At 61.9% G+C, this 18,492-nt stretch carries 16 protein-coding genes and 1 pseudogene; 5 read left to right on the plus strand and 12 right to left on the minus strand.

The window, feature by feature from the left end; translation table 11 throughout:
- The 9 genes from MF6394_RS15490 to MF6394_RS15535 all read right to left on the minus strand — a co-directional run bounded on the left by MF6394_RS15490 (position 1) and on the right by MF6394_RS15535 (position 8,306).
- A complete protein-coding gene (locus MF6394_RS15490; protein WP_003190063.1) occupies positions 1 to 1,065 on the minus strand; it encodes an AI-2E family transporter in 1,065 nt (354 codons plus the stop codon).
- A 72-nt stretch (positions 1,066 to 1,137) separates the two neighbouring features.
- Complete coding sequence (locus tag MF6394_RS15495) at positions 1,138 to 1,956, minus strand: DUF4892 domain-containing protein (RefSeq protein WP_069558946.1); 819 nt, start codon at positions 1,954 to 1,956, stop codon at positions 1,138 to 1,140.
- Positions 1,957 to 2,058: 102 nt separating this feature from the next.
- Entirely contained in the window at positions 2,059 to 2,913 is an 855-nt protein-coding gene (locus MF6394_RS15500; RefSeq protein ID WP_047710435.1) for an alpha/beta hydrolase, read from the minus strand.
- Positions 2,910 to 3,713: an alpha/beta fold hydrolase gene (locus MF6394_RS15505; protein WP_044273029.1), complete on the minus strand. Its 804-nt coding sequence runs from the start codon at positions 3,711 to 3,713 to the stop codon at positions 2,910 to 2,912. The genes MF6394_RS15500 and MF6394_RS15505 overlap by 4 nt, the downstream gene beginning before the upstream one ends.
- 97 nt (positions 3,714 to 3,810) lie before the next feature.
- The gene (locus MF6394_RS15510; RefSeq protein ID WP_078467005.1) at positions 3,811 to 4,254 is read right to left on the minus strand and encodes a hotdog fold thioesterase; all 444 of its coding nucleotides are present in this window, start codon (positions 4,252 to 4,254) and stop codon (positions 3,811 to 3,813) included.
- A 30-nt stretch (positions 4,255 to 4,284) separates the two neighbouring features.
- A complete protein-coding gene (locus MF6394_RS15515) occupies positions 4,285 to 5,934 on the minus strand; it encodes an AMP-binding protein (RefSeq protein ID WP_078467006.1) in 1,650 nt (549 codons plus the stop codon).
- Positions 5,935 to 6,476: 542 nt separating this feature from the next.
- Positions 6,477 to 6,926 (minus strand): phosphohistidine phosphatase SixA, encoded by a 450-nt coding sequence (gene sixA / locus MF6394_RS15525; RefSeq protein ID WP_047710433.1) that lies wholly within the window; start codon positions 6,924 to 6,926, stop codon positions 6,477 to 6,479.
- Positions 6,923 to 7,270 carry a DUF4389 domain-containing protein gene (locus MF6394_RS15530; RefSeq protein ID WP_003190047.1) on the minus strand — a complete coding sequence of 116 codons (348 nt, stop codon included), beginning with the start codon at positions 7,268 to 7,270 and terminating at the stop codon, positions 6,923 to 6,925. The genes sixA and MF6394_RS15530 overlap by 4 nt, the downstream gene beginning before the upstream one ends.
- Positions 7,271 to 7,280: 10 nt before the next feature.
- The gene (locus tag MF6394_RS15535) at positions 7,281 to 8,306 is read right to left on the minus strand and encodes an NAD(P)H-dependent glycerol-3-phosphate dehydrogenase (RefSeq protein ID WP_044273025.1); all 1,026 of its coding nucleotides are present in this window, start codon (positions 8,304 to 8,306) and stop codon (positions 7,281 to 7,283) included.
- Between the two features lie 195 nt (positions 8,307 to 8,501).
- Between MF6394_RS15535 and MF6394_RS15540 the strand changes: the two genes are divergently transcribed.
- The 5 genes from MF6394_RS15540 to fabB all read left to right on the plus strand — a co-directional run bounded on the left by MF6394_RS15540 (position 8,502) and on the right by fabB (position 15,445).
- Positions 8,502 to 10,622 carry a TonB-dependent receptor plug domain-containing protein gene (locus tag MF6394_RS15540; protein WP_102047792.1) on the plus strand — a complete coding sequence of 707 codons (2,121 nt, stop codon included), beginning with the start codon at positions 8,502 to 8,504 and terminating at the stop codon, positions 10,620 to 10,622.
- A gap of 1 nt (position 10,623) precedes the next feature.
- A complete protein-coding gene (locus MF6394_RS15545; RefSeq protein ID WP_047710432.1) occupies positions 10,624 to 11,550 on the plus strand; it encodes an ABC transporter substrate-binding protein in 927 nt (308 codons plus the stop codon).
- Positions 11,547 to 13,448: an ATP-binding protein gene (locus MF6394_RS15550; protein ID WP_044273022.1), complete on the plus strand. Its 1,902-nt coding sequence runs from the start codon at positions 11,547 to 11,549 to the stop codon at positions 13,446 to 13,448. Before MF6394_RS15545 ends, MF6394_RS15550 begins: the two co-directional genes overlap by 4 nt.
- A 249-nt stretch (positions 13,449 to 13,697) precedes the next feature.
- Positions 13,698 to 14,213, plus strand: a complete 516-nt coding sequence (fabA, locus tag MF6394_RS15555) for a 3-hydroxyacyl-[acyl-carrier-protein] dehydratase FabA (RefSeq protein WP_003190035.1) — start codon at positions 13,698 to 13,700, stop codon at positions 14,211 to 14,213.
- A gap of 11 nt (positions 14,214 to 14,224) precedes the next feature.
- A complete protein-coding gene (gene fabB / locus MF6394_RS15560; RefSeq protein ID WP_003190033.1) occupies positions 14,225 to 15,445 on the plus strand; it encodes a beta-ketoacyl-ACP synthase I in 1,221 nt (406 codons plus the stop codon).
- Positions 15,446 to 15,631: 186 nt separating this feature from the next.
- Here the strand turns inward: fabB and MF6394_RS35190 are convergent, their stop codons facing one another.
- The 3 genes and pseudogenes from MF6394_RS35190 to MF6394_RS15570 all read right to left on the minus strand — a co-directional run bounded on the left by MF6394_RS35190 (position 15,632) and on the right by MF6394_RS15570 (position 18,376).
- Positions 15,632 to 16,495, minus strand: a complete 864-nt coding sequence (locus MF6394_RS35190) for a methyl-accepting chemotaxis protein (RefSeq protein ID WP_410174427.1) — start codon at positions 16,493 to 16,495, stop codon at positions 15,632 to 15,634.
- A pseudogene (locus MF6394_RS35195) lies at positions 16,487 to 17,257 on the minus strand (MCP four helix bundle domain-containing protein); the annotation flags it as partial. The gene MF6394_RS35190 and the pseudogene MF6394_RS35195, both read right to left, overlap by 9 nt.
- Positions 17,258 to 17,353: 96 nt before the next feature.
- Positions 17,354 to 18,376, minus strand: a complete 1,023-nt coding sequence (locus tag MF6394_RS15570) for an amidohydrolase family protein (protein ID WP_078467008.1) — start codon at positions 18,374 to 18,376, stop codon at positions 17,354 to 17,356.
- Positions 18,377 to 18,492 lie beyond the last annotated feature (116 nt).

The following is an 18,492-nucleotide window of genomic DNA, read 5'->3' on the forward strand; positions in this document are numbered from 1 at the left end:
TCAGTTACACGGTTTGTCTTCACGGCGCACCTGCGCCTGGCTCGCGCTCCAGTCTGTCAGCAGGCTGTAAGCCACCGCCAACAACGTCGGGCCAATAAACAGGCCGATAAAGCCGAACGCTATCAACCCACCAAACACACCCAACAACACGATCACCAACGGCAAGTTGCCGCCGCGGCTGATCAGGTACGGCTTGAGCACGTTATCCACGCCGCTGATCACGAACGTGCCCCACACGCCCAGGAATACTGCGTAGGTGTAATCACCCTTCCACGCCAGCCACGCCGTGGCCGGGATCCACACCAGCGGCGGCCCCATGGGAATCAGGCTGAGCAAGAAGGTCACGATACCCAGCACCAACGCGCCCGGCACGCCAGCGATCAGAAAGCCGATCAGCGCCAGCAGCGCCTGGGCCGCCGCGGTGCCGATCACACCATTGACCACCCGCTGCACCGTGCCGGCCACCAGTTCGATGTAATAGCCTGCACGCTCGCCAATCAGGCGCTCCAACAGGCGGTGCACAAACATCGCCAGGCGCGGCCCGTCACGGTAGAAAAAGAACACGAAGACCAGGCTCAGGGTCAGCTCAAGAATGCCGCCGCCGATTTGCGCACTGCGCGCCAACAACCAATTGCCGACCTGGCCCAGGTACGGCTTGATGCTCACCATCAGCGCCGCGCCTTGTTGATCAATGCTGTCCCATGTCGCCACCAGGCGCTCGCCTACGAAAGGGATTGACCCCAACCAGGTCGGCGCCTCGGGCAAGCCGTCGACCTGGATGTCCTTGATCAGCGCCACCGCATCACGCACATGGTCAGCCAGGTTGAACCCCAGCCACACCAATGGCACCGCCACCAGCAACATCCAGCCCAACGTCAGGATGCCGGCCGCCAGGGATTCCCGACCGCCGAGCCAACGGGTGAGCAGACGCATCAGCGGCCAACTGGCAAAGGCCAGCACCGCGCCCCAGAACAGCGCCGACCAGAACGGCGCCATGACCCAGAAGCTGGCACCAAACAGCACCAGCAGCAGGATTTGCACCAGCAGGCGATCGTTATTGAGCATCGGGTATCTCGAAAAGAAGGCTGTAGGAAGAGAGCTTAGGCGAACGGCGCGGGTCCGTTCGCCCTGTGGTGCTTAGCGTATCAGATGCAGATGCAGCCCTTGGGTTTCACCGCTGCCGGTTTCCAGACGGGCGGTGCGCACGCCCTTCTCTACCAGTGCCTGGCGCCAGGCCTCGGCCTGCGGCCCGCTCAGGCTGACGCGCAGGGTGGTGTCGAGGTTCAAGGCTCGGGATATCAAGGTCAGCCAGGTGTCATCCGGTTCGGCGCCCAGCGCGGGAAAATCCAGCTCGCCGGTGCTTTTGAGTTCACGCAGCAGGGTGGCCGAGGTGGGCAGCAGGTCGCCCAAGGGCGCGCTGGCGTCGAGTTGCTCCACATGCAGGTAGGCGCGGCGGTTACCACGGGTGATGCCATACAGCGCGACCAGGGAATTGTCCTGCGGGGCGGCCAGGCGTAGCAGCAGGTATTCCTGTTGGCCGTCAGCGCCCACCAGCTTGGCGTTGCCGAACACCTCGTTGGCCCACAGGCTGCTTTCGCCACAATCGCGGGCCTTGCACCAGAACAACAACTGCGCGCCCTTGGCCTGCAAGGCTTCGCGCGTTGCGGTAAAGGCAGCGCTGGAGCTGTGTTCAGCGGGCAGTTCATAGGTGATTGCAGTGGCGGGGCCGCGTGCGATGGCCTGCCCTTCATAACGCAACTGGCCGCTGATCTTGCGAATCGCGCCCATGGGGTAGATGCGTTCCTTGTCTTCAGCGGGGCGGTAATCGACGATTTGCGCATCAACCTGGCGGGTTACCGCCGGTAAATCCTGGCTGCCGGGCAGGTCGGCGGCAAATACCAGGGGGCTGAAACAGCAAAGGCCAAGGGCACGGATACATCCTTTACCCAGGCTCATCGGATCAGTGAGCCCTGGCCAATGTTGGTCACAGCGATATTGAGTGTGTTCATGGTTGACTCCCTTTCAATCCGCCCAGCCTCGGCAGTTGACCCCGCCAAGTCAAGGCGTGGAGAAGAACCGATTGAAACAGTCTGCAACAAGAGCCGCGCCGGGCTCGTCATTCAGGTGTAAATGATGGCCGCCTGGCAGCGTGGTAACCGTGAAGGGTAGCTGAGAAAGCAATTCGGGATGTTTCGCCAGCATGCCGTCAGCCGCGACCACCAACTGCGTAGGGCACCCTACCCGTCGCACGAAAGCCATGGCTTGTTCTTCGGTCAGGCGCATCGGTGACGCCAGGGTCAGGCGGCTATCGCTGCGCCAGGTGTAACCGCCGGGTACCGGCATCAAACCGCGCTGGGCCAGGAGCTGCGCCGCTTCACGGCTGACCGCCACCACGCCTTTCATCCGCGCCTCAACCGCTCGATCAAGGCTGTTGTAGACCGGCTTGCGCTTGTCTTGCAGGCTCAATTGCGCCTGCAACGCCATGCCCAGGCGCTCGGCCGCGCTCTCGCCGCTGGCGGTCGGCGGGATCACGCCGTCGATCAGGCCCAGGTGTGTCACCCGCTCCGGCAAGGCTCCGGCCAACACCAGAGAGACGATGGCGCCAAGAGAGTGGCCGAGTAATGCAAAACGTTTCCAACCCAGTTGCTCGGCCACCTGCAGCACGTCGTAGACGTAATCCCACAAGGCATAACCGGCGCCGACCGGGCGGTGCGCCGAATGCCCATGCCCCGCCATGTCCAATGCAACGATGCGCAGGCCGTGCAGCTTGGGCGCCAGGCGCGCAAAGCTGTTAGCGTTGTCCAGCCAGCCATGCAGGGCAATCACCGGCAGGCCGTCCTCAGGCCCGAACAGATGCGCGGCCAGTTCGATGTGCGGCAGGCTCAGGCGTACCTCTTCGACGGGCGTACTCATGCGCAACTGCGCTCACGGGCCTGCCAGCGAGCGAACAGCGTCTTGATCAAGGCAGCGGTGTCCTGAGGGCGTTCGAGCGGGAACATATGGCCCCCGGGCATGGTGAGCATTTCGCCCATGGGCAAGCGGTCGACGCCGCTGGCATGGTGGCGCATCACCACCCGGCTCTGGCGGCCACGCACCACGGCCAGCGGCACCTTCAACTGGCGCACCTGGCCCGGGCTGGTGTGGGGCACGCCGCGATAGATGCTGATTTCGGTGGCCGGGTCGAACCGCAGGCGCAGGCGGTCGCCCACTTGCTGCAGGCCATGTTGCAGGTACGCGTCAAAGCAATCGGGGTCGAAGCCACGGAACAGGGTCTTGCCGGCGAAGTAGCTGCGCGCGGTGTCCAGGTCGGTGAATTCTTCGCGCCGGCCAAGCGTGCGCCCGGCTGGGGTGAGGCGGTCGATAAAGCCAAAGCGCTTGGCAGCGCGGATCACCCAGCGGTCTGCGCGGGTGAGCACCGGTGAATCCAGCATCACCACGCCCCGGTACAAGTGCGGGCAACGCATGGCCGCGTGCAAATGCAGCACGCCGCCCAGGGAATGGCCCACGCCCCATACCGGCTCTGGCTGCTGCTCCAGATGGTGGATCAGCTCGTCCACCAGGTTCTGCCAGTTATCATCCACCGGGAACCGGGGGTCGTGACCGTGCTGCGGCAGATGTGCCACTGCATATTCCGGGGCCAGGGCGGCAAACAGCTTGCCGTAAGTGGCCGAAGGGAAGCCATTGGCGTGGGTAAAAAACACATGCTGCGACATACAGTTTCCATCAACCAAAACAGAGGGGGATTGTCACCATGCCCGGCGCCTACAGCAATGACTGTAACTGCCAGGAATGATGACACTCACGCCACGCCTATCGCGCCGGCGGTTGTTCACCCAGCGGCACCACGGCCATGGTCAGGCGCGAGACACAACTGGCCTTGCCCTCGTCGCTGCTCAAGCGGATGTCCCACACCTGGGTGGTGCGCCCGATATGAATGGCCTTGGCCACCGCCGTCACCCGCCCGCTGCGCACACCGCGCAGGTGGTTGGCGTTGACCTCCAGGCCCATGCAATAGAACTTGCTGGCATCAATGCACAAATAGGCAGCCATGGAGCCGACACTTTCTGCCAGGACCACCGAGGCGCCGCCGTGCAGCAGGCCGTAGGGCTGATGGGTGCGGTGGTCGACCACCATACTGGCGGTGAGGGATTCGTCGTCGAAGCTTTCGAAACGAATATCCAGCAATTCACCGATGGTGTTTTTCTGGATCGCGTTGAGGTGTTCGATATTCGGTTGGGTACGCCACAGGCTCATACGGTTGTCCTTGTTGGTTTTATTACGGCCCTAATCCTGCCACAGAACGGTTTCGGCGCGCGCGCTCCACGCTTGCAAATGTGGCCCGTACGTCGACTCGATCACGTTGCGCTTGATCTTCAAGGTCGGCGTGAGAAAACCGTTTTCCACCGCCCAGTGATCTTTCACCACCACCAGTTGCCCCATGCGCTCATGCTTATCCAGGCCGGCATTCACCTGTGCCAGCCAACGCTGAAGGCCACTGCCCAGGGCGTGGCGGTCCTCGCCCGGCGCCGACAACACGCACAGCCCGATCGGTGCGCTGAGCCCCTCGCCGACCACACACACCTGTTCAATACGCGCATGTTCGGCCAGGCGGTTTTCAATCGGCGCCGGGGCCACGTATTTGCCTTTGCTGGTCTTGAAGATCTCCTTGAGGCGCCCGGTCAGGCGCAGACGACCGTCAGCGTCCTGCTCGCCCTTGTCACCCGTGCGCAGGAAGCCATCTGCGGTGAGCGTATCCGCGGTTTTCTGCGGGTCCTTGAAGTAGCCCATCATGGTCGCGCCACTGTGTACCTGCACTTCGCCTGACGGGTCGATACGCACTTGCACGCCTGGGCAGGGCTGGCCGATCCAACCGAGCCTTTGCCCGCCAGGGCGACACACATGGGAATAGCCGCAGTTTTCGGTCATGCCATACACCTCCAGCACATCCAGACCCAGGCGCTGATACCAACGCAGCAACGCCTCTGGCACCGGCGCCGCGCCGGACAGAGCGATGCGCAGCGCATCCAGCCCCAGACCGGCGAGGACTTTATGGCCGACGCGCTTGCCGATAAAAGGCAGGCGCAACAAGGTATCGAGGCGTTTTTCCGGGATTTTGGCGTAGACGCCCAATTGGAATTTGGTCCAGATACGCGGCACACCGAACAAGGCCGTCGGCCGCGCCCTGCGCAGATCGGTGAGGAAGGTCTCCAGGCTCTCGGCGAAAAAAACGGTTTGCCCGGTATAGATCGACGCCATTTCTACAAACATCCGCTCCGCCACATGGCACAGCGGCAGGTACGACAGCAGCCGGTCCCCCTCCCCCAGGCCGAACAACTCAGTACCGCGCGTGGCAGCAAAACCCAAGGCGCCGAAACTGTGCATCACCCCTTTAGGCAGACCGGTAGTACCGGAGGTGTAGATGATAGTGGCCAAGCTGGCGGCATCCGGCAGCGGGTTGTCCTGGATCGGAGAACAGGCTTGCAGGTCCGCCCAACTGAAATCGAAAGCCCCGCCAGGACACAGCGGCAGGCTGATAGTCGCCACCCCCGCAGGAACGCCAGGCGCCATCGCCGGCCAGTCATCGAGCTTACCGATCAGCGCCAACCGCGCCTGCGAGTGGGTCAACACATGGGCGACGGACTCAGCGGTGAGGTTGGGATAAAGCGGCACCGACACATGCCCGGCCATCCAGATCGCCAAGTCGGCGATGATCCAATGGGCGCAGTTTTTTGAAATCAGCGCAATGTGCGAGCCCTGGGGCAACTCCCGCGCACGCAGCCAGTGCGCAGCGCAACGCGCCTGGTGGCCCACCTCGCCCCAGGTGAGGGTCTGTACCTCACCGCCGCCGATGGGCTGAACAAGAAAAACTTTACGCGGGTGCCGCGCTTCACGCTCAAAGAAGACCTGCAACGGCAAACGAAAAGCGACAGGCATGGGACGCGCTCCTTTGTGATCCGAGGTACAGCCAACCAAGCACTTGCTTGGTTGACTGTATAGCACAGGCAAAGGAAACGGCCTGCCGCTAACCACGATGCGAAGCGAGTCGCTCTTGATCTGGCTCTTGATCTTGATCTTAGGCGCCCCGTTAAACCACGCTGGCCGGAATTCGACAGGGATTTGGGGGGTAAACCGGCAGGGATGCCGGTTTAGCCGCCCCGCGCCATGGATGGCGCGTGGCGGCGGCCCCCCAAATCACTGGCGGATTACGGGCACACCGAGCCCAAGCGAGGTGCCGAGTGGTGGGGCAAGAGCGTTTTGCTTACTTTTGCGCTTTTCAAAAGTGAGCCGCCGTCAGGGCGGAACCCTAAGTGGCCGTTACCGCAGCAATGGATATGTACCCAATCCAACTGTGTTGACTGCCAAGCCGCCTTCGCGAGCAAGCCCGCTCCCACAGTTGGATTGTGGGGTGTCAGGTGGACAGGTATCGGCTGGGAGGCTGTCATCGCAGGCAAGCCAGCTCCCACAGTTGGAGTGCGTTAGGGATTCTTCACATCGACCAGACTCATCAACCCCGCCAACGGAAAGTCCCCCTCAAGCTGCGCCAAGCTGGCCGTATACATCGGCTGTGGCTGACGCTGATGCCCATGCTGCAAAAAACTGATCAGGTTGCCCACCAACGGCTGGTGGCTGACCAACAGCACGTCGTCATCGCTGTCGAGTTTCTTCAGCACCTGTTGAACATCCCCATCGGGCGTCAGCCACGGCACCGTAACGATATCGGCCTGAAACCCCAGCACATCGCGCACCAACTGCGCCGTCTGCTGCGCCCGTACATAAGGGCTGGCAATGATGGCGCCCAAGGGCTGGCCAATCAGGTGCGCAGCACTGCGCAAGACTTCGGCACGCCCATGCTCGGTAAGGTTGCGCTCGGCGTCCGTGCGCGCATGCGCTTGGGCCTCACCGTGACGCAAAATCCATACCTTCATAGCTTCGGCTCTTCATCACGCACCGGGTGCGGTGCCGGCGGTACGCTGTGGGCCGCTTCACCTTCGGGCGCACGCGGGGTTGGCCAATCGGCGAACGGCCAAGGCTTTTGTTCAGTGTGGAAGCTGCCAAAGCGGCCGATCTGCGCCAGGAACTGGCTGAGGCTGTCGCCAAAATTCATCAGGCCCAGGTTCGGCGCGCCGTAGATCAGCCGGTAAATCAATTGCACCACCACCAGCGCGCCGAGCAGGAATTGCGCCACCTGCCATACCAGCGCAAACACCAGCATCCACAGGATGCGCAAGACAATCGACTCGTAAGGAGGGGCAGCTTTGGGATCGTTCATGACGCGTTCCTCAGTTGAAACCACTGGTGGAAATAAAGTCGACATCGGTTTTGGGCTCGGCCCGCATCAGCAACTCGATGACCTGGTTCAAGGTGCGCCCTTCGAACAGGATCGCGTGCAGCCCGGCGACCAGCGGCATATATACGCCCACTTCCTGGGCCTTGGCCTTCAAGACCTTGAGGGTGTTGACCCCTTCGGCCACTTCGCCCAGGCGCGTCACCGCCTCGTCCAGGCTCAGCCCTTGGCCCAGCGCAAACCCGACCTGATAATTGCGGCTTTTAGGCGATGAACAGGTGACGATCAAGTCACCCACGCCCGCCAGGCCGAGGAAGGTCATGGGGTTGGCGCCCTGGTTCACCGCAAAACGGGTCATCTCGGCCAGAGCCCGGGTAATCAGCATGCTCTTGGTGTTTTCGCCCATGCCCAGGGCCACGGCCATGCCGGCAATGATCGCGTAGACGTTTTTCAACGCCCCGCCCAATTCGACGCCGAAGCGATCGGCGCTGGCGTAGACCCGGAAGGTACGGCCATGCAGCACGGCCTGGACGCGCTCGCACAAGGCCTCGTCTTCACTGGCAACCACGGTGGCGGTCAATGCGTGCTCGGCAACTTCCCGCGCCAGGTTCGGCCCGGACAGCACGCCAATACGCGCCTGCGGGGCTATTTCGGTGAGGATTTCACTCATCAACTTGAAGGTGTGGGCCTCGATGCCCTTGGTCAGGCTGACCAGCAGCTTGCCGGCCAGGCGTTCGGCGTGGGGCGCCAATACCGAGCGCAAGGCGCTGGAAGGCAGCGCGACGAAGCACAGGTCGCAGGCCGTGAGGGTTTCCAGCAGGTCGGTCACCGGCTCGACGGCAGGATGAATCTTGATACCTTTAAGGTAACGGGGGTTTTCGCGATGCACGCGAATGGCTTCGGCCTGCTCGGGGTCGCGCATCCACTGGCGCACCGCGTGGCCGTTCTCGGCCAGCAGGTTAGCCACGGCGGTACCAAAACTTCCGCCTCCCAGGACCGCAATAGGGCGCTGTTCAGTCATATGCAATCCGTTAATCCATACCAGTGGCGATGGCGGCATTATACGGGGCGCCCGGCTTGCGGCCAGCCCCCGTATCAATTCGCGGGGTTGTCGGAAAATGCCATGGATGTGCGAAGTAATTGCAAGTCCTACGACTGGCAAATAGCCGCGCCTCGGTTAACATGGGCGGCTATCCGCAATTAACAAGGCCGTGCCGTGTATCTAGGCCCCCCTCCTCGCTCATCACTGTTATTGATGCTGGCGTGCGCTACCTGCGCGCAAGCCGACGATCTATTCCTCGACAGCCAGCCGCTGCCGCAGGTCTTGACCGCCACGCGCCTCAAGCAATCGGCCGCCGCCGTGCCCGGCAGCATGACGGTGATCGACAGTGAGCTGATCAAGGCCAGCGGCGCCCGGGACATCTCGGAACTGCTGCGGCTGGTCCCGGGGATGATGGTCGGCTACACCAGCGGTAACCAGGCCTCAGTGAATTACCACGGCACCAGCGCCAGCGATGCACGGCGCATGCAGGTGCTGATCGATGGGCGCTCGGTCTACCGCGCCGGCCTGGCCACGGTGGACTGGAGCGATATCCCGGTGGCCATGGAGGATATCGAGCGCATCGAGGTGTTTCGCGGCCCCAACACGGTCAGCTACGGTGCCAATGCGCTGATGGCGGTGGTGAATATCCTCACCCGCTCGCCGGCCAACAGCCACGGCTCGCGGGTAAAGGTCATCCGTGGCGAGCGTGGCATCAATGACTTCTATGCCAGCCAGGGTGTGGGCTGGGAGACCGGCGATTTGCGCTTGTCCCTGTCCGGGCAACAGGACGATGGATTTGACAGTGACGCGGCCGGCGCCGACCGCCGTGACGGGCGCCGTCTCAACCGTTTCAGCCTGGCGGTGAGCCAGACCTTGAACGCGCAACAAAGCCTCGACTGGCAACTGAACGTCAAGGAAGGCACCAACCAGCGCCCTTATACCTACACCCCAGTGTTTGCCGGGATTACCGAAGGCGGCAGCAATTCCGACGTCACCGCCAAAGACTACGCGGGCTCCCTGCGCTGGAACTTCGACTTCAACCCCGACCACAGCCTGTATATCCAGGGCTCGGCACAGCAATGGGACCGCAAGCAAATCTGGAAAGCCTGTGACGCCAAGGCCTCGTTCAGCCCTGAACTGACCCAGCTATGGCAGCTCAACCCAAACTATGCCGAATTGCTGGCGCGGCACATGGACACTTACAGCCAAGGCTCCGCCCCACCGGGTAACGCCGCCGAACAGGCCTTGGCCAACCAGGTGCTGGACCAGTGGCGCAACGGCGCCAACCAGAGCGTGTGCGGCGATATCGACCAGAGCACCCGTGAAAGCCGCTACGACCTGGAGATCCAGGACACGCTCAGCCTCTCCGACAGCCTGCGCCTGGTCAGCGGCATGAATTACCGCTACGACCGCGCTGATTCCGAGACCTACTTCAATGGCACCCTGGACGACACCACCTGGCGCCTGTTCGGGCACCTGGAATGGCGCGCCAGCGAGCACTGGCTGCTGCAAGGTGGCGCCATGTATGAAGACACCCACCTGAGCGGCAACTCGCTGACGCCACGGGTGGCGGTCAATTACCTGATCAACCCCCGCCACGGCTTGCGCGCGGTTTACTCCGAGGCGATACGCTCGCCGGACATGTTTGAGAACAACGTCAATTGGAGCTACCGCGTCACCAATCTCAGCTCCCCGACCTACGGGCAAAACGCCGGGCAATATTTTGTCGTGACGCGCGGCCCCGGCAACCTCGACAAAGAGTTGATGCGCTCGCGCGAGCTGGGCTACAACGGCTTCTTTGCCGAGCTGGGGCTGAATGTCGACGTGAAGCTGTTCTATGACGAAATCACCGACATGATCAGCTCCCCGCTACGTAACAACCAATACATCGCCAGCAACGCCAATAGTGCGCGCTTTAGCGGTGCCGAGTCGCAGTTCGACTGGCGCGTGAGTAACGCCGACCGCCTGCGCCTGACCTATGCTTATGTAGACGCCACCTCCAGCAACCCGCGGGACAAGGCGCAAACCGCGCGTAACAGCGGCTCGGCCGGTTGGCTGCGTGAATGGGGCCAGGGTTGGTCCAGCGCCTTGTTCTACTATGGCGACGACGCACTCAACCAATATCGCTTCCAGCGGGTCGACCTGCGGGTGGCCAAGCGCATCGCCGTAGGCAAAACCAATGTGGAGCTGGCGGGCATGTTGCAACAACGCCTGGACAACCAGCCCACCACCTGGGCCGACAACAACTACGACCATCGCCACGTTCTCTACTTCAGCGCCGAGCTGGACTTCTGACATGGCCGATCAGTCACGGATGACCCTCTTGGTTTCACGGTTTTGGCGCCGTGGCCTGCTGCTCGCGTGCCTGTTGCTGGCGGCGCCGGCGTGGAGCGCCAACATCCTGCTGACGGCCGCCGAAGACAGCGCCGGCGTGCGCGCCTTTACCCAGGCCCTTGCCCAGCAGCGCCCCGACGACCAGGTCAGCTTCACCCCACTCAACGCGTTGCCGGCGCCCAGGAACTTGCCTGCCAGCACCCGCCTGATCCTCCTTGACCTGCCCGGCCTGGACTGGCGACTGCAGGATGAACAAGGGCCGCCCACCCTGGTATTGCGCATCAGCCGCCTGCAGGCCCGGCAACGCCTGGGCAACACCCATCCGGCGAAAATCAGCCTGCTCTGGAGCGACCCGCCCCTGGACCGTCAGTTGCGCCTGATCGCCCATATCCTGCCCCAGGCCCAGCGCGTTGGCGTGCTTTACGATGCCGGCAGTGAGTTCCTGCTGCGCGAGCTGACTCAATCCGCCAAGCCCATGGGCCTGGAAATCGTGCCCCAGCTCTGGGAGAACACCAGTGACAGCCGGCCGCTGCAAAACCTGTTCAAGAACAGCGACGTGCTACTGGGCCTGGACGACCCGAACCTGTACAACCCCAAAACCGTGAAAAACCTGTTGCTGAGCAGTTATGCCCAACAACTGCCGTTGGTAGGGCCCAATGCCGGGTTTGTGCGGGCCGGCAGCCTGGCCAGCACCTACAGCGATCAGGCCGACTGGCTCGCCGTGCTGAATCACCTGCTGGACCAGCCGCCGGCCAATTGGCCGCACACGCTCTACCCGCAACACTTCAAAGTCGTGGGCAACCCGCAAGTCGCACGCTCACTGGGCATCGAACAGGTCGATGAAGTCGCCGTTGCCGCCCGCCTGGCAGAAGGAGAAAAACGCCCATGACCTTGCGCCGTCGTTGGGATATCAACACCCGCACCCAGCTCATTACCCTGGGCCCCGCGCTGCTGTTGACCCTGCTGCTCATCAGCTTCTTTACCTTCGTGCGTATCCAGGATTTGCGCCAGGAACTGGACCACACCGGTCAACTGATCGCCAACCAGTTGGCCCCTGCCACTGAGTACGGCGTGATTTCCGGCAACAACGACGTGCTTGAATCCCTGCTGCGTGCAACCCTGGCCACGCCCCATGTACGCTTCCTGGAGATCCAGGACAGCGCCGAGAACATCCTGGTGTACGTGGAGCAGCCGTCCGAGCGACATGATCGCTCGCTGTCGGTGAAGGTGTTCCAGGCACCGATCCGCCTGCAACACATCCAGCTCAACAATGACTTTTTCCAGGACAACCTCAACGAACCCAAGGCCCCCCGCGCGGATTACCTGGGGCGGGTGATCGTGGGCATGTCCAATGATGCGTTCAGCCAGCGCCAGCAGGAAATCCTGTTCAAAGCTGGGATCCTGGCGCTGTTCGCCCTGCTGTTTACCTTCCTGCTGGCGCGACGCCTGTCGGCGAGCCTGTCAAAGCCAATCAGCGCCATGGGGCATGCGGTCAAGGCCATCCAGCAAGGCGACTACAAAACGCCATTGCCGATCGTCGATGACTCGGAATTGGGCGACCTTTCGCGGCATATCAACAACCTGGCCGAGGGCCTTCAACAGGCCAGTCGCGAACAGCAGCAAGCCATGGCCCAACTGATCCAGACCCGTGAAGAAGCCGAGCGGGCGAACAACGCCAAGTCGGATTTCCTGGCGATGATGAGCCATGAACTGCGCACGCCCATGAATGGCGTGCTGGGCATGCTGCAACTGTTGGAAACCACCGAGATGACCGAGGAGCAGACCGAGTATGCGGCGCTGGCGTCCGAGTCCACCGAGCATTTGCTCAAGGTGATCAATGACATCCTTGATTTCTCGCGCATAGAACGCGCCGCCCTGGAACTGGAACATATTGCGTTCAACCTCGCCGACCTTATCAACAGCTGCGCCCAGGCTTTCCAGCACAGCGCCCAGCAGCGTGGGCTGAGCCTGGAACTGCCGATTCCCATGGGCATGGAGGCCCTGCGGGTGCGCGGCGATCCGACACGGATCCGCCAGATCCTGGTGAACCTGATCGGCAACGCACTGAAATTTACCGAACGTGGCAGCGTGACCGTCGAGCCCCACTGGCAAACCCTGGACCATGAGTTGGTGTGGTTCACCTGCACCGTGCGCGACAGCGGCATTGGCATTTCCGCTGAACGCCTGGAATTGATGTTCGATGCATTCCAGCAGGCCGACAGTTCGATTTCCAGGCGTTACGGTGGAACAGGCCTGGGCCTGCCGATTGCGCGCACCCTGGCCGAGCGCATGGGAGGTACCTTGCGCGCCCAGAGCGAAGAAGGTCGAGGCTCGGTGTTCACCCTGGAAATTCCGCTGGCCATCGACCAGCAGCATGTGCCGGTGGCCGCTCCTGACGCGCTCGGCAAAGCCAGCGCCGGCGACGGGCGCCACGTGCTGCTGGTGGAAGACAACCCGGTCAACCGCACCGTGGTCGAAGCGATGCTGCGCAGCCTGGGCTTTGAAGTCAGCCTGGCCACGGACGGCGCCGAGGCGATCCGCAGCGCCGAGAGCCTGATTTTCACCGCCATCCTGATGGATTGCCGCCTGCCCTTGATCGATGGCTACGAAGCCACGCGGCAGATTCGCCAACTGCCCGGCTGCGCCGATCTACCGATCATCGCCCTGACCGCCAACGCCTTGCAGGGCGACCGCGAAGCCTGCCTGGCAGCCGGAATGAACGATTACCTGGCCAAGCCGTTCAAACGCACGGATTTGCAGCAAATCCTGCAGCGCTGGGTGCAATAGCGCCGCGCCATCAGCCAACTGCGACTGGCGTGAAAGACGAAAGTGCGGCAGTCTTAGGCACCCGAACGGGCCGATAAACAGGCCCGGTTTAAAATTTCAGTGAACAAGTGTACATTCAGTGCCTTGCCGCTGTGACTTTCACTACAACGCAATAGTCTATGTGTAGGCTGCCGCTATGAGGCATGAACGCTTCATTCGGTTCGGGAAGATTTGCCCTACCCTGCCGCATGGGATTATTGAGGAGCTCGCATGACCAAACAAAACGCCTTTACTCGGGAAGACCTGCTGCGCTGCAGTCGCGGTGAGCTGTTCGGCCCAGGTAACGCGCAACTGCCCGCCCCGAACATGCTGATGGTGGATCGCATCACCCATATCAGCGAAGAGGGTGGCAAGTACGGCAAAGGTGAATTGGTCGCCGAGCTGGATATCACCCCGGACCTGTGGTTCTTCGCTTGCCACTTCGAAGGTGACCCTGTGATGCCAGGCTGCCTGGGCCTTGACGCCATGTGGCAGCTGGTCGGTTTCTACCTGGGCTGGCAAGGCCTGCCGGGCCGCGGTCGCGCCCTGGGTTCAGGCGAAGTGAAGTTCTTTGGCCAGGTCCTGCCGAGCGCCAAGAAAGTCACCTATAACATTCAAATCAAGCGCGTCCTCAAGGGCAAGCTGAACCTGGCCATCGCCGACGGTTCGGTGACTGTCGACGGTCGCGAGATCTATACTGCCGAAGGCCTTCGGGTCGGCGTATTCACTTCCACTGACAACTTTTAAGGGTTATCCGCATGCGCCGCGTCGTTATCACTGGTCTGGGCATCGTTTCTTGCCTGGGCAATGACAAAGAGACCGTCACCGCTAACCTGCGTGCAAGTCGCCCTGGCATCCGCTTCAACCCGGAATATGCCGAAATGGGTCTGCGTAGCCAGGTTTCCGGCTCCATCGACCTGCCCCTCGAAGAACTGATCGATCGCAAGATCTATCGCTTCGTCGGCCACGCTGCCGCCTACGCCTACCTGGCCATGAAAGACGCAATCGCCGACTCCGGCCTGAGCGAAGACCAGGTTTCGAACGTACGCACCGGCCTGATCGCCGGCTCCGGCGGCGCATCGACCCTCAACCAGATGGAAGCGCTGGACATCCTGCGCGAAAAAGGCGTGAAGCGCGTCGGCCCGTACCGTGTCACGCGGACCATGGGCAGCACCGTTTCCGCCTGCCTGGCCACACCCTTCCAGATCAAGGGCGTGAACTACTCGATCTCCTCCGCGTGCGCCACCAGCGCCCACTGCATCGGGACTGCCGTTGAGCAGATCCAACTGGGCAAACAGGACATCGTCTTCGCCGGCGGCGGTGAAGAAGAGCATTGGAGCCAGTCGTTCCTGTTCGACGCCATGGGCGCACTGTCTACTCAGTACAACGAAACCCCGGAAAAAGCCTCCCGTGCCTACGACGCCAAGCGTGACGGTTTCGTCATTGCCGGCGGTGGCGGCATGGTCGTGGTTGAAGAGCTGGAACACGCTCTGGCCCGTGGCGCCAAGATCTACGCGGAAATCGTCGGCTACGGCGCGACGTCCGACGGCTACGACATGGTGGCCCCAAGCGGCGAAGGCGCCATCCGCTGCATGCAGATGGCAATGTCCACCGTTGACACCCCAATCGACTACCTGAACACCCACGGCACCTCGACTCCGGTCGGCGACGCCAAGGAAATGGAAGGCGTGCGTGCGGTATTCGGCGACAAGGCTCCGAAGATCAGCTCGACCAAGAGCCTGTCGGGTCACTCCCTGGGCGCCGCTGGCGTTCACGAAGCGATCTACTGCCTGCTGATGATGGAAGGCAACTTCATGGCCGGCTCGGCCAACATCGACGAAATTGATCCGGTTGTGGCCGATATGCCGATCCTGACCAAGACCGTTGAAAACGCCAAGATCGACACCGTGATGAGCAACAGCTTTGGCTTTGGTGGCACCAATGCCACCCTGGTACTGAAGCGCTGGCAGGGCAAGTAAGCCCCGCAGGTTGATCACATGAAAAAGCCCCGACTGGTTCGGGGCTTTTTTTGTGCTTTGATTTGAAACCGCGTCGCCTTCATCGCAGGCAAGCCAGCTCCCACATTCGACCGTGCTCACCTTGGAGAAACGCGGTCCAGTGTGGGAGCTGGCTTGCCTGCGAATGGGCCAACCCGGTTTCCCGCCCTACACCGAAAACCGCGCCACCATCGAATTCAAATCCACCGCCAACCGCGACAGCTCCTGGCTCGCCGCACTGGTCTGGTTGGCCCCGGTCGATGTCTGGTGCGCCAGGTCGCGGATATTCATCAGGTTGCGATCCACCTCTCGGGCCACCGCCGCCTGCTCCTCCGAGGCACTGGCAATCACCAGGTTGCGTTCGTTGATCAAGGTGAATGCCGAGGCAATCTCTTCCAGGGCCATGCCCGCCGATTTGGCGATGTCCAATGTGGAGCGCGCCCGCGTGTTGCTCTGCTGCATCGAGCTGACGGCCAGGTCGGTGCCCTGCTGAATGCCACTGATCATCTGTTCGATTTCTTGGGTCGACTGTTGCGTGCGATGGGCCAAGGCCCGCACCTCATCGGCCACCACCGCAAACCCGCGCCCGGCATCCCCGGCTCGCGCCGCTTCAATGGCCGCGTTCAGGGCCAGCAAGTTGGTTTGCTCGGCAATCGAGCGAATCACGTCCAGCACTGTGCTGATGCCATAGACCTTTTGCGCCAACTCCTCGACCTGGGTCACATTGGCGGTCACATCGGTCGCCAGGGCTTCAATCGACACCACGGTTTGCTGTACTTGCTCACGCCCCTGCTGGGCAATCCGGTCGGATTCGCGAGACGCCTGGGAAGTGGCCACGGCATTGCTCGCCACCTCCTCCACCGCCACCGTCATCTGATTGACCGCCGTGGCCGCCTGTTCGATTTCCTGGTTCTGCTGGTGCAAACCGCGGGTCGAATCCTCGGTGACGCAACTGAGTTCTTCGGAAGCCGACGCCAATTGGTTCGATGACTCTGATATGCGCCGGATAGTGTCGCGCAAGCTCTCCTGCATACTTTTGAGCGCCTGCTGCAAGCGCGCCGGCTCGTCACTGCCACTGAGCCTGATCTCGCCGGTCAAGTCGCCACTGGCAACGCCCTGGGCCACTTTCAACGACTGTGCCAGTGGCAGCACGATGCTGCGCGTCAGCCACACCGCCAGGCCGATCGTGATCAACGCTGTGACGCCAATCATGACCATCACCCAGACCCGCGACTGGCTGAACACCTGCTGTGCCAGCCGGGCGGCCTCGTTGGCGCTGGACTTGTTCAGATTGACCAGCTCACGCAGGGTGACAGCCATCTGGTCGGCCATCTGATTCATTTCGCCATTGACCACCGCAATGGCCTCCTCCAGCCGATTGGCCTTGGATAAGCCCACCACCTGCTCCTGGCGTTGCAGGTACTGCTGCTGCTCGACCTTGAAGCGATCAAACAGCACACGCTCCTCAGGCAAGACAATCAACGGCTCGTAAACGCCTTCAGCGTGGTGCAAATCGGTTTTGATCTCGGCGATTTTCTGCTCGTTCTGCGCCACCGCCTGGGGGTCGCGGTTGACCAGCAAGCGCAACGTCAGCGCCCGAATACGCAACACATCCTGGTTCATCTCCCCTACCGCCATCACGCTGGGCAGCCAGTTGGTCTCCACCTGGTCCGACTGCTGGCGCATATTGGCCATCTGCAACAGGGCAAAGCCGCCCAAGACGAACACCATCAACGCCAGCACACCAAAGCCCAGGCCGGCGCGAGGGGCGATATTCAAACTGCGGATATTCATGCCAGGGTTCCTTCCAAAAGTACTGCATCCACCTGCAGCGGGTCTCTTGGACGTTATCGGCACCTGAGGTCATTGGCGTAAGACCAAAACGCGATATCAACGCGCATCGCCATCGCGATGCGGCTTGGGCAGGATGGCCAGGAAGTTGTCGCGCGCGACCTTGTGGGCAACGTCTTCGGGCAACGCATCGAGGAAAGGATCGAATCGGCGCATTTCCTTGCCCAACTTGTTGAAGCGCCCGACGACGTCGGAGCCGAGCATGAAGCGATTCGGGAAGCGCTCCACCAGCTTTACCCACTCAGGCCGAGGGTTACCCGCCTCATCCAGCAGATACGGCGTGAGCATGCTCCAGGACAAGTCGATATACAGGTTGGGATACGCCTCAAGCAGACGATTCAAGGTGGGCAGCAAAAAATCCATTTGCACCTGATGACGGTGGATTTCCTTGCTGGTACCGGCATGGGCCCAGATAAAACGCGTGTGCGGGTGGTTGCGTAGCGGCTGCTCGACTTCCGCCAGGTACAGCGGGTTGCGCTCACGCTTGGAGGTGATGTTGGAGTGCAGCATCACCGGCAGGTCGTTTTCGGCCGCCAGGTGGTAGATGCGCGTCATGGCTTCGTTATTGGCACGCGGCGTGTCGCCGGAGGTCAGGGCGGTAAGGTCATCGTGCCGGGTGAACACTTCACCGATGCCCTGCCACAGCCCTGGGTTGAGGTCGAGCATGCGCTGGATATGGGCCGCAGAGTTCTTGTCGTTGGGATTGAAACCGGCCAGGAACGGATGAAAGTGCTGGCGTTGCGCGGGGGAAAGTTTATTGACCGCCGCCGCGACGATCACATCCGTTGCGCTGTACCAATAGGCATCGGCGTCGTCACCGGCGTAGTAGCGCGGGCGCTTGGGCTCGTCTTCGTGCCATTTCTTGGCCACGGGGATCCCGGAAATCATGACGTGCTCTACGCGGTTGTCCGCCATGGCCTTGAGCAGCTTGTCCATGCCGGCGGTTTCCTGGAAAAAATCCACGTAATGCAGGTGCGCGTCGCTGTAGGCATAGTCACGGGCCTGCACGGCAAGGCTGCTGGCGGCGAGCAACAAGGCGAGACTCAGGCGGGCTCCAGACACGGTAAAACCTCAATAAGGGCGGATACGGGTAGACCTTGCGCCAGCCTTCAGGGTTCAGCATGGAAAAAACCGGAACACTGGAGTGCCAGCATGCTCTATAACTGCATGACCTTCAT

This window comes from Pseudomonas sp. MF6394 (assembly GCF_002018845.1).
In the GTDB taxonomy this organism is placed as follows: Bacteria; Pseudomonadota; Gammaproteobacteria; order Pseudomonadales; family Pseudomonadaceae; genus Aquipseudomonas; species Aquipseudomonas lactis.

Coding starts and splice junctions, on each gene's coding strand:
- MF6394_RS15535 (WP_044273025.1), bottom strand. CDS start 8,306: ATGACTGAACAGCGCCCTATTGCGGTCCTGGGAGGCGGAAGTTTTGGT.
- MF6394_RS15545 (WP_047710432.1), top strand. CDS start 10,624: ATGGCCGATCAGTCACGGATGACCCTCTTGGTTTCACGGTTTTGGCGC.
- MF6394_RS15500 (WP_047710435.1), bottom strand. CDS start 2,913: ATGAGTACGCCCGTCGAAGAGGTACGCCTGAGCCTGCCGCACATCGAA.
- MF6394_RS15505 (WP_044273029.1), bottom strand. CDS start 3,713: ATGTCGCAGCATGTGTTTTTTACCCACGCCAATGGCTTCCCTTCGGCC.
- fabB (WP_003190033.1), top strand. CDS start 14,225: ATGCGCCGCGTCGTTATCACTGGTCTGGGCATCGTTTCTTGCCTGGGC.
- MF6394_RS15515 (WP_078467006.1), bottom strand. CDS start 5,934: ATGCCTGTCGCTTTTCGTTTGCCGTTGCAGGTCTTCTTTGAGCGTGAA.
- MF6394_RS15510 (WP_078467005.1), bottom strand. CDS start 4,254: ATGAGCCTGTGGCGTACCCAACCGAATATCGAACACCTCAACGCGATC.
- sixA (WP_047710433.1), bottom strand. CDS start 6,926: ATGAAGGTATGGATTTTGCGTCACGGTGAGGCCCAAGCGCATGCGCGC.
- fabA (WP_003190035.1), top strand. CDS start 13,698: ATGACCAAACAAAACGCCTTTACTCGGGAAGACCTGCTGCGCTGCAGT.
- MF6394_RS15550 (WP_044273022.1), top strand. CDS start 11,547: ATGACCTTGCGCCGTCGTTGGGATATCAACACCCGCACCCAGCTCATT.
- MF6394_RS35190 (WP_410174427.1), bottom strand. CDS start 16,495: ATGCAGGAGAGCTTGCGCGACACTATCCGGCGCATATCAGAGTCATCG.
- MF6394_RS15530 (WP_003190047.1), bottom strand. CDS start 7,270: ATGAACGATCCCAAAGCTGCCCCTCCTTACGAGTCGATTGTCTTGCGC.
- MF6394_RS15490 (WP_003190063.1), bottom strand. CDS start 1,065: ATGCTCAATAACGATCGCCTGCTGGTGCAAATCCTGCTGCTGGTGCTG.
- MF6394_RS15495 (WP_069558946.1), bottom strand. CDS start 1,956: ATGAGCCTGGGTAAAGGATGTATCCGTGCCCTTGGCCTTTGCTGTTTC.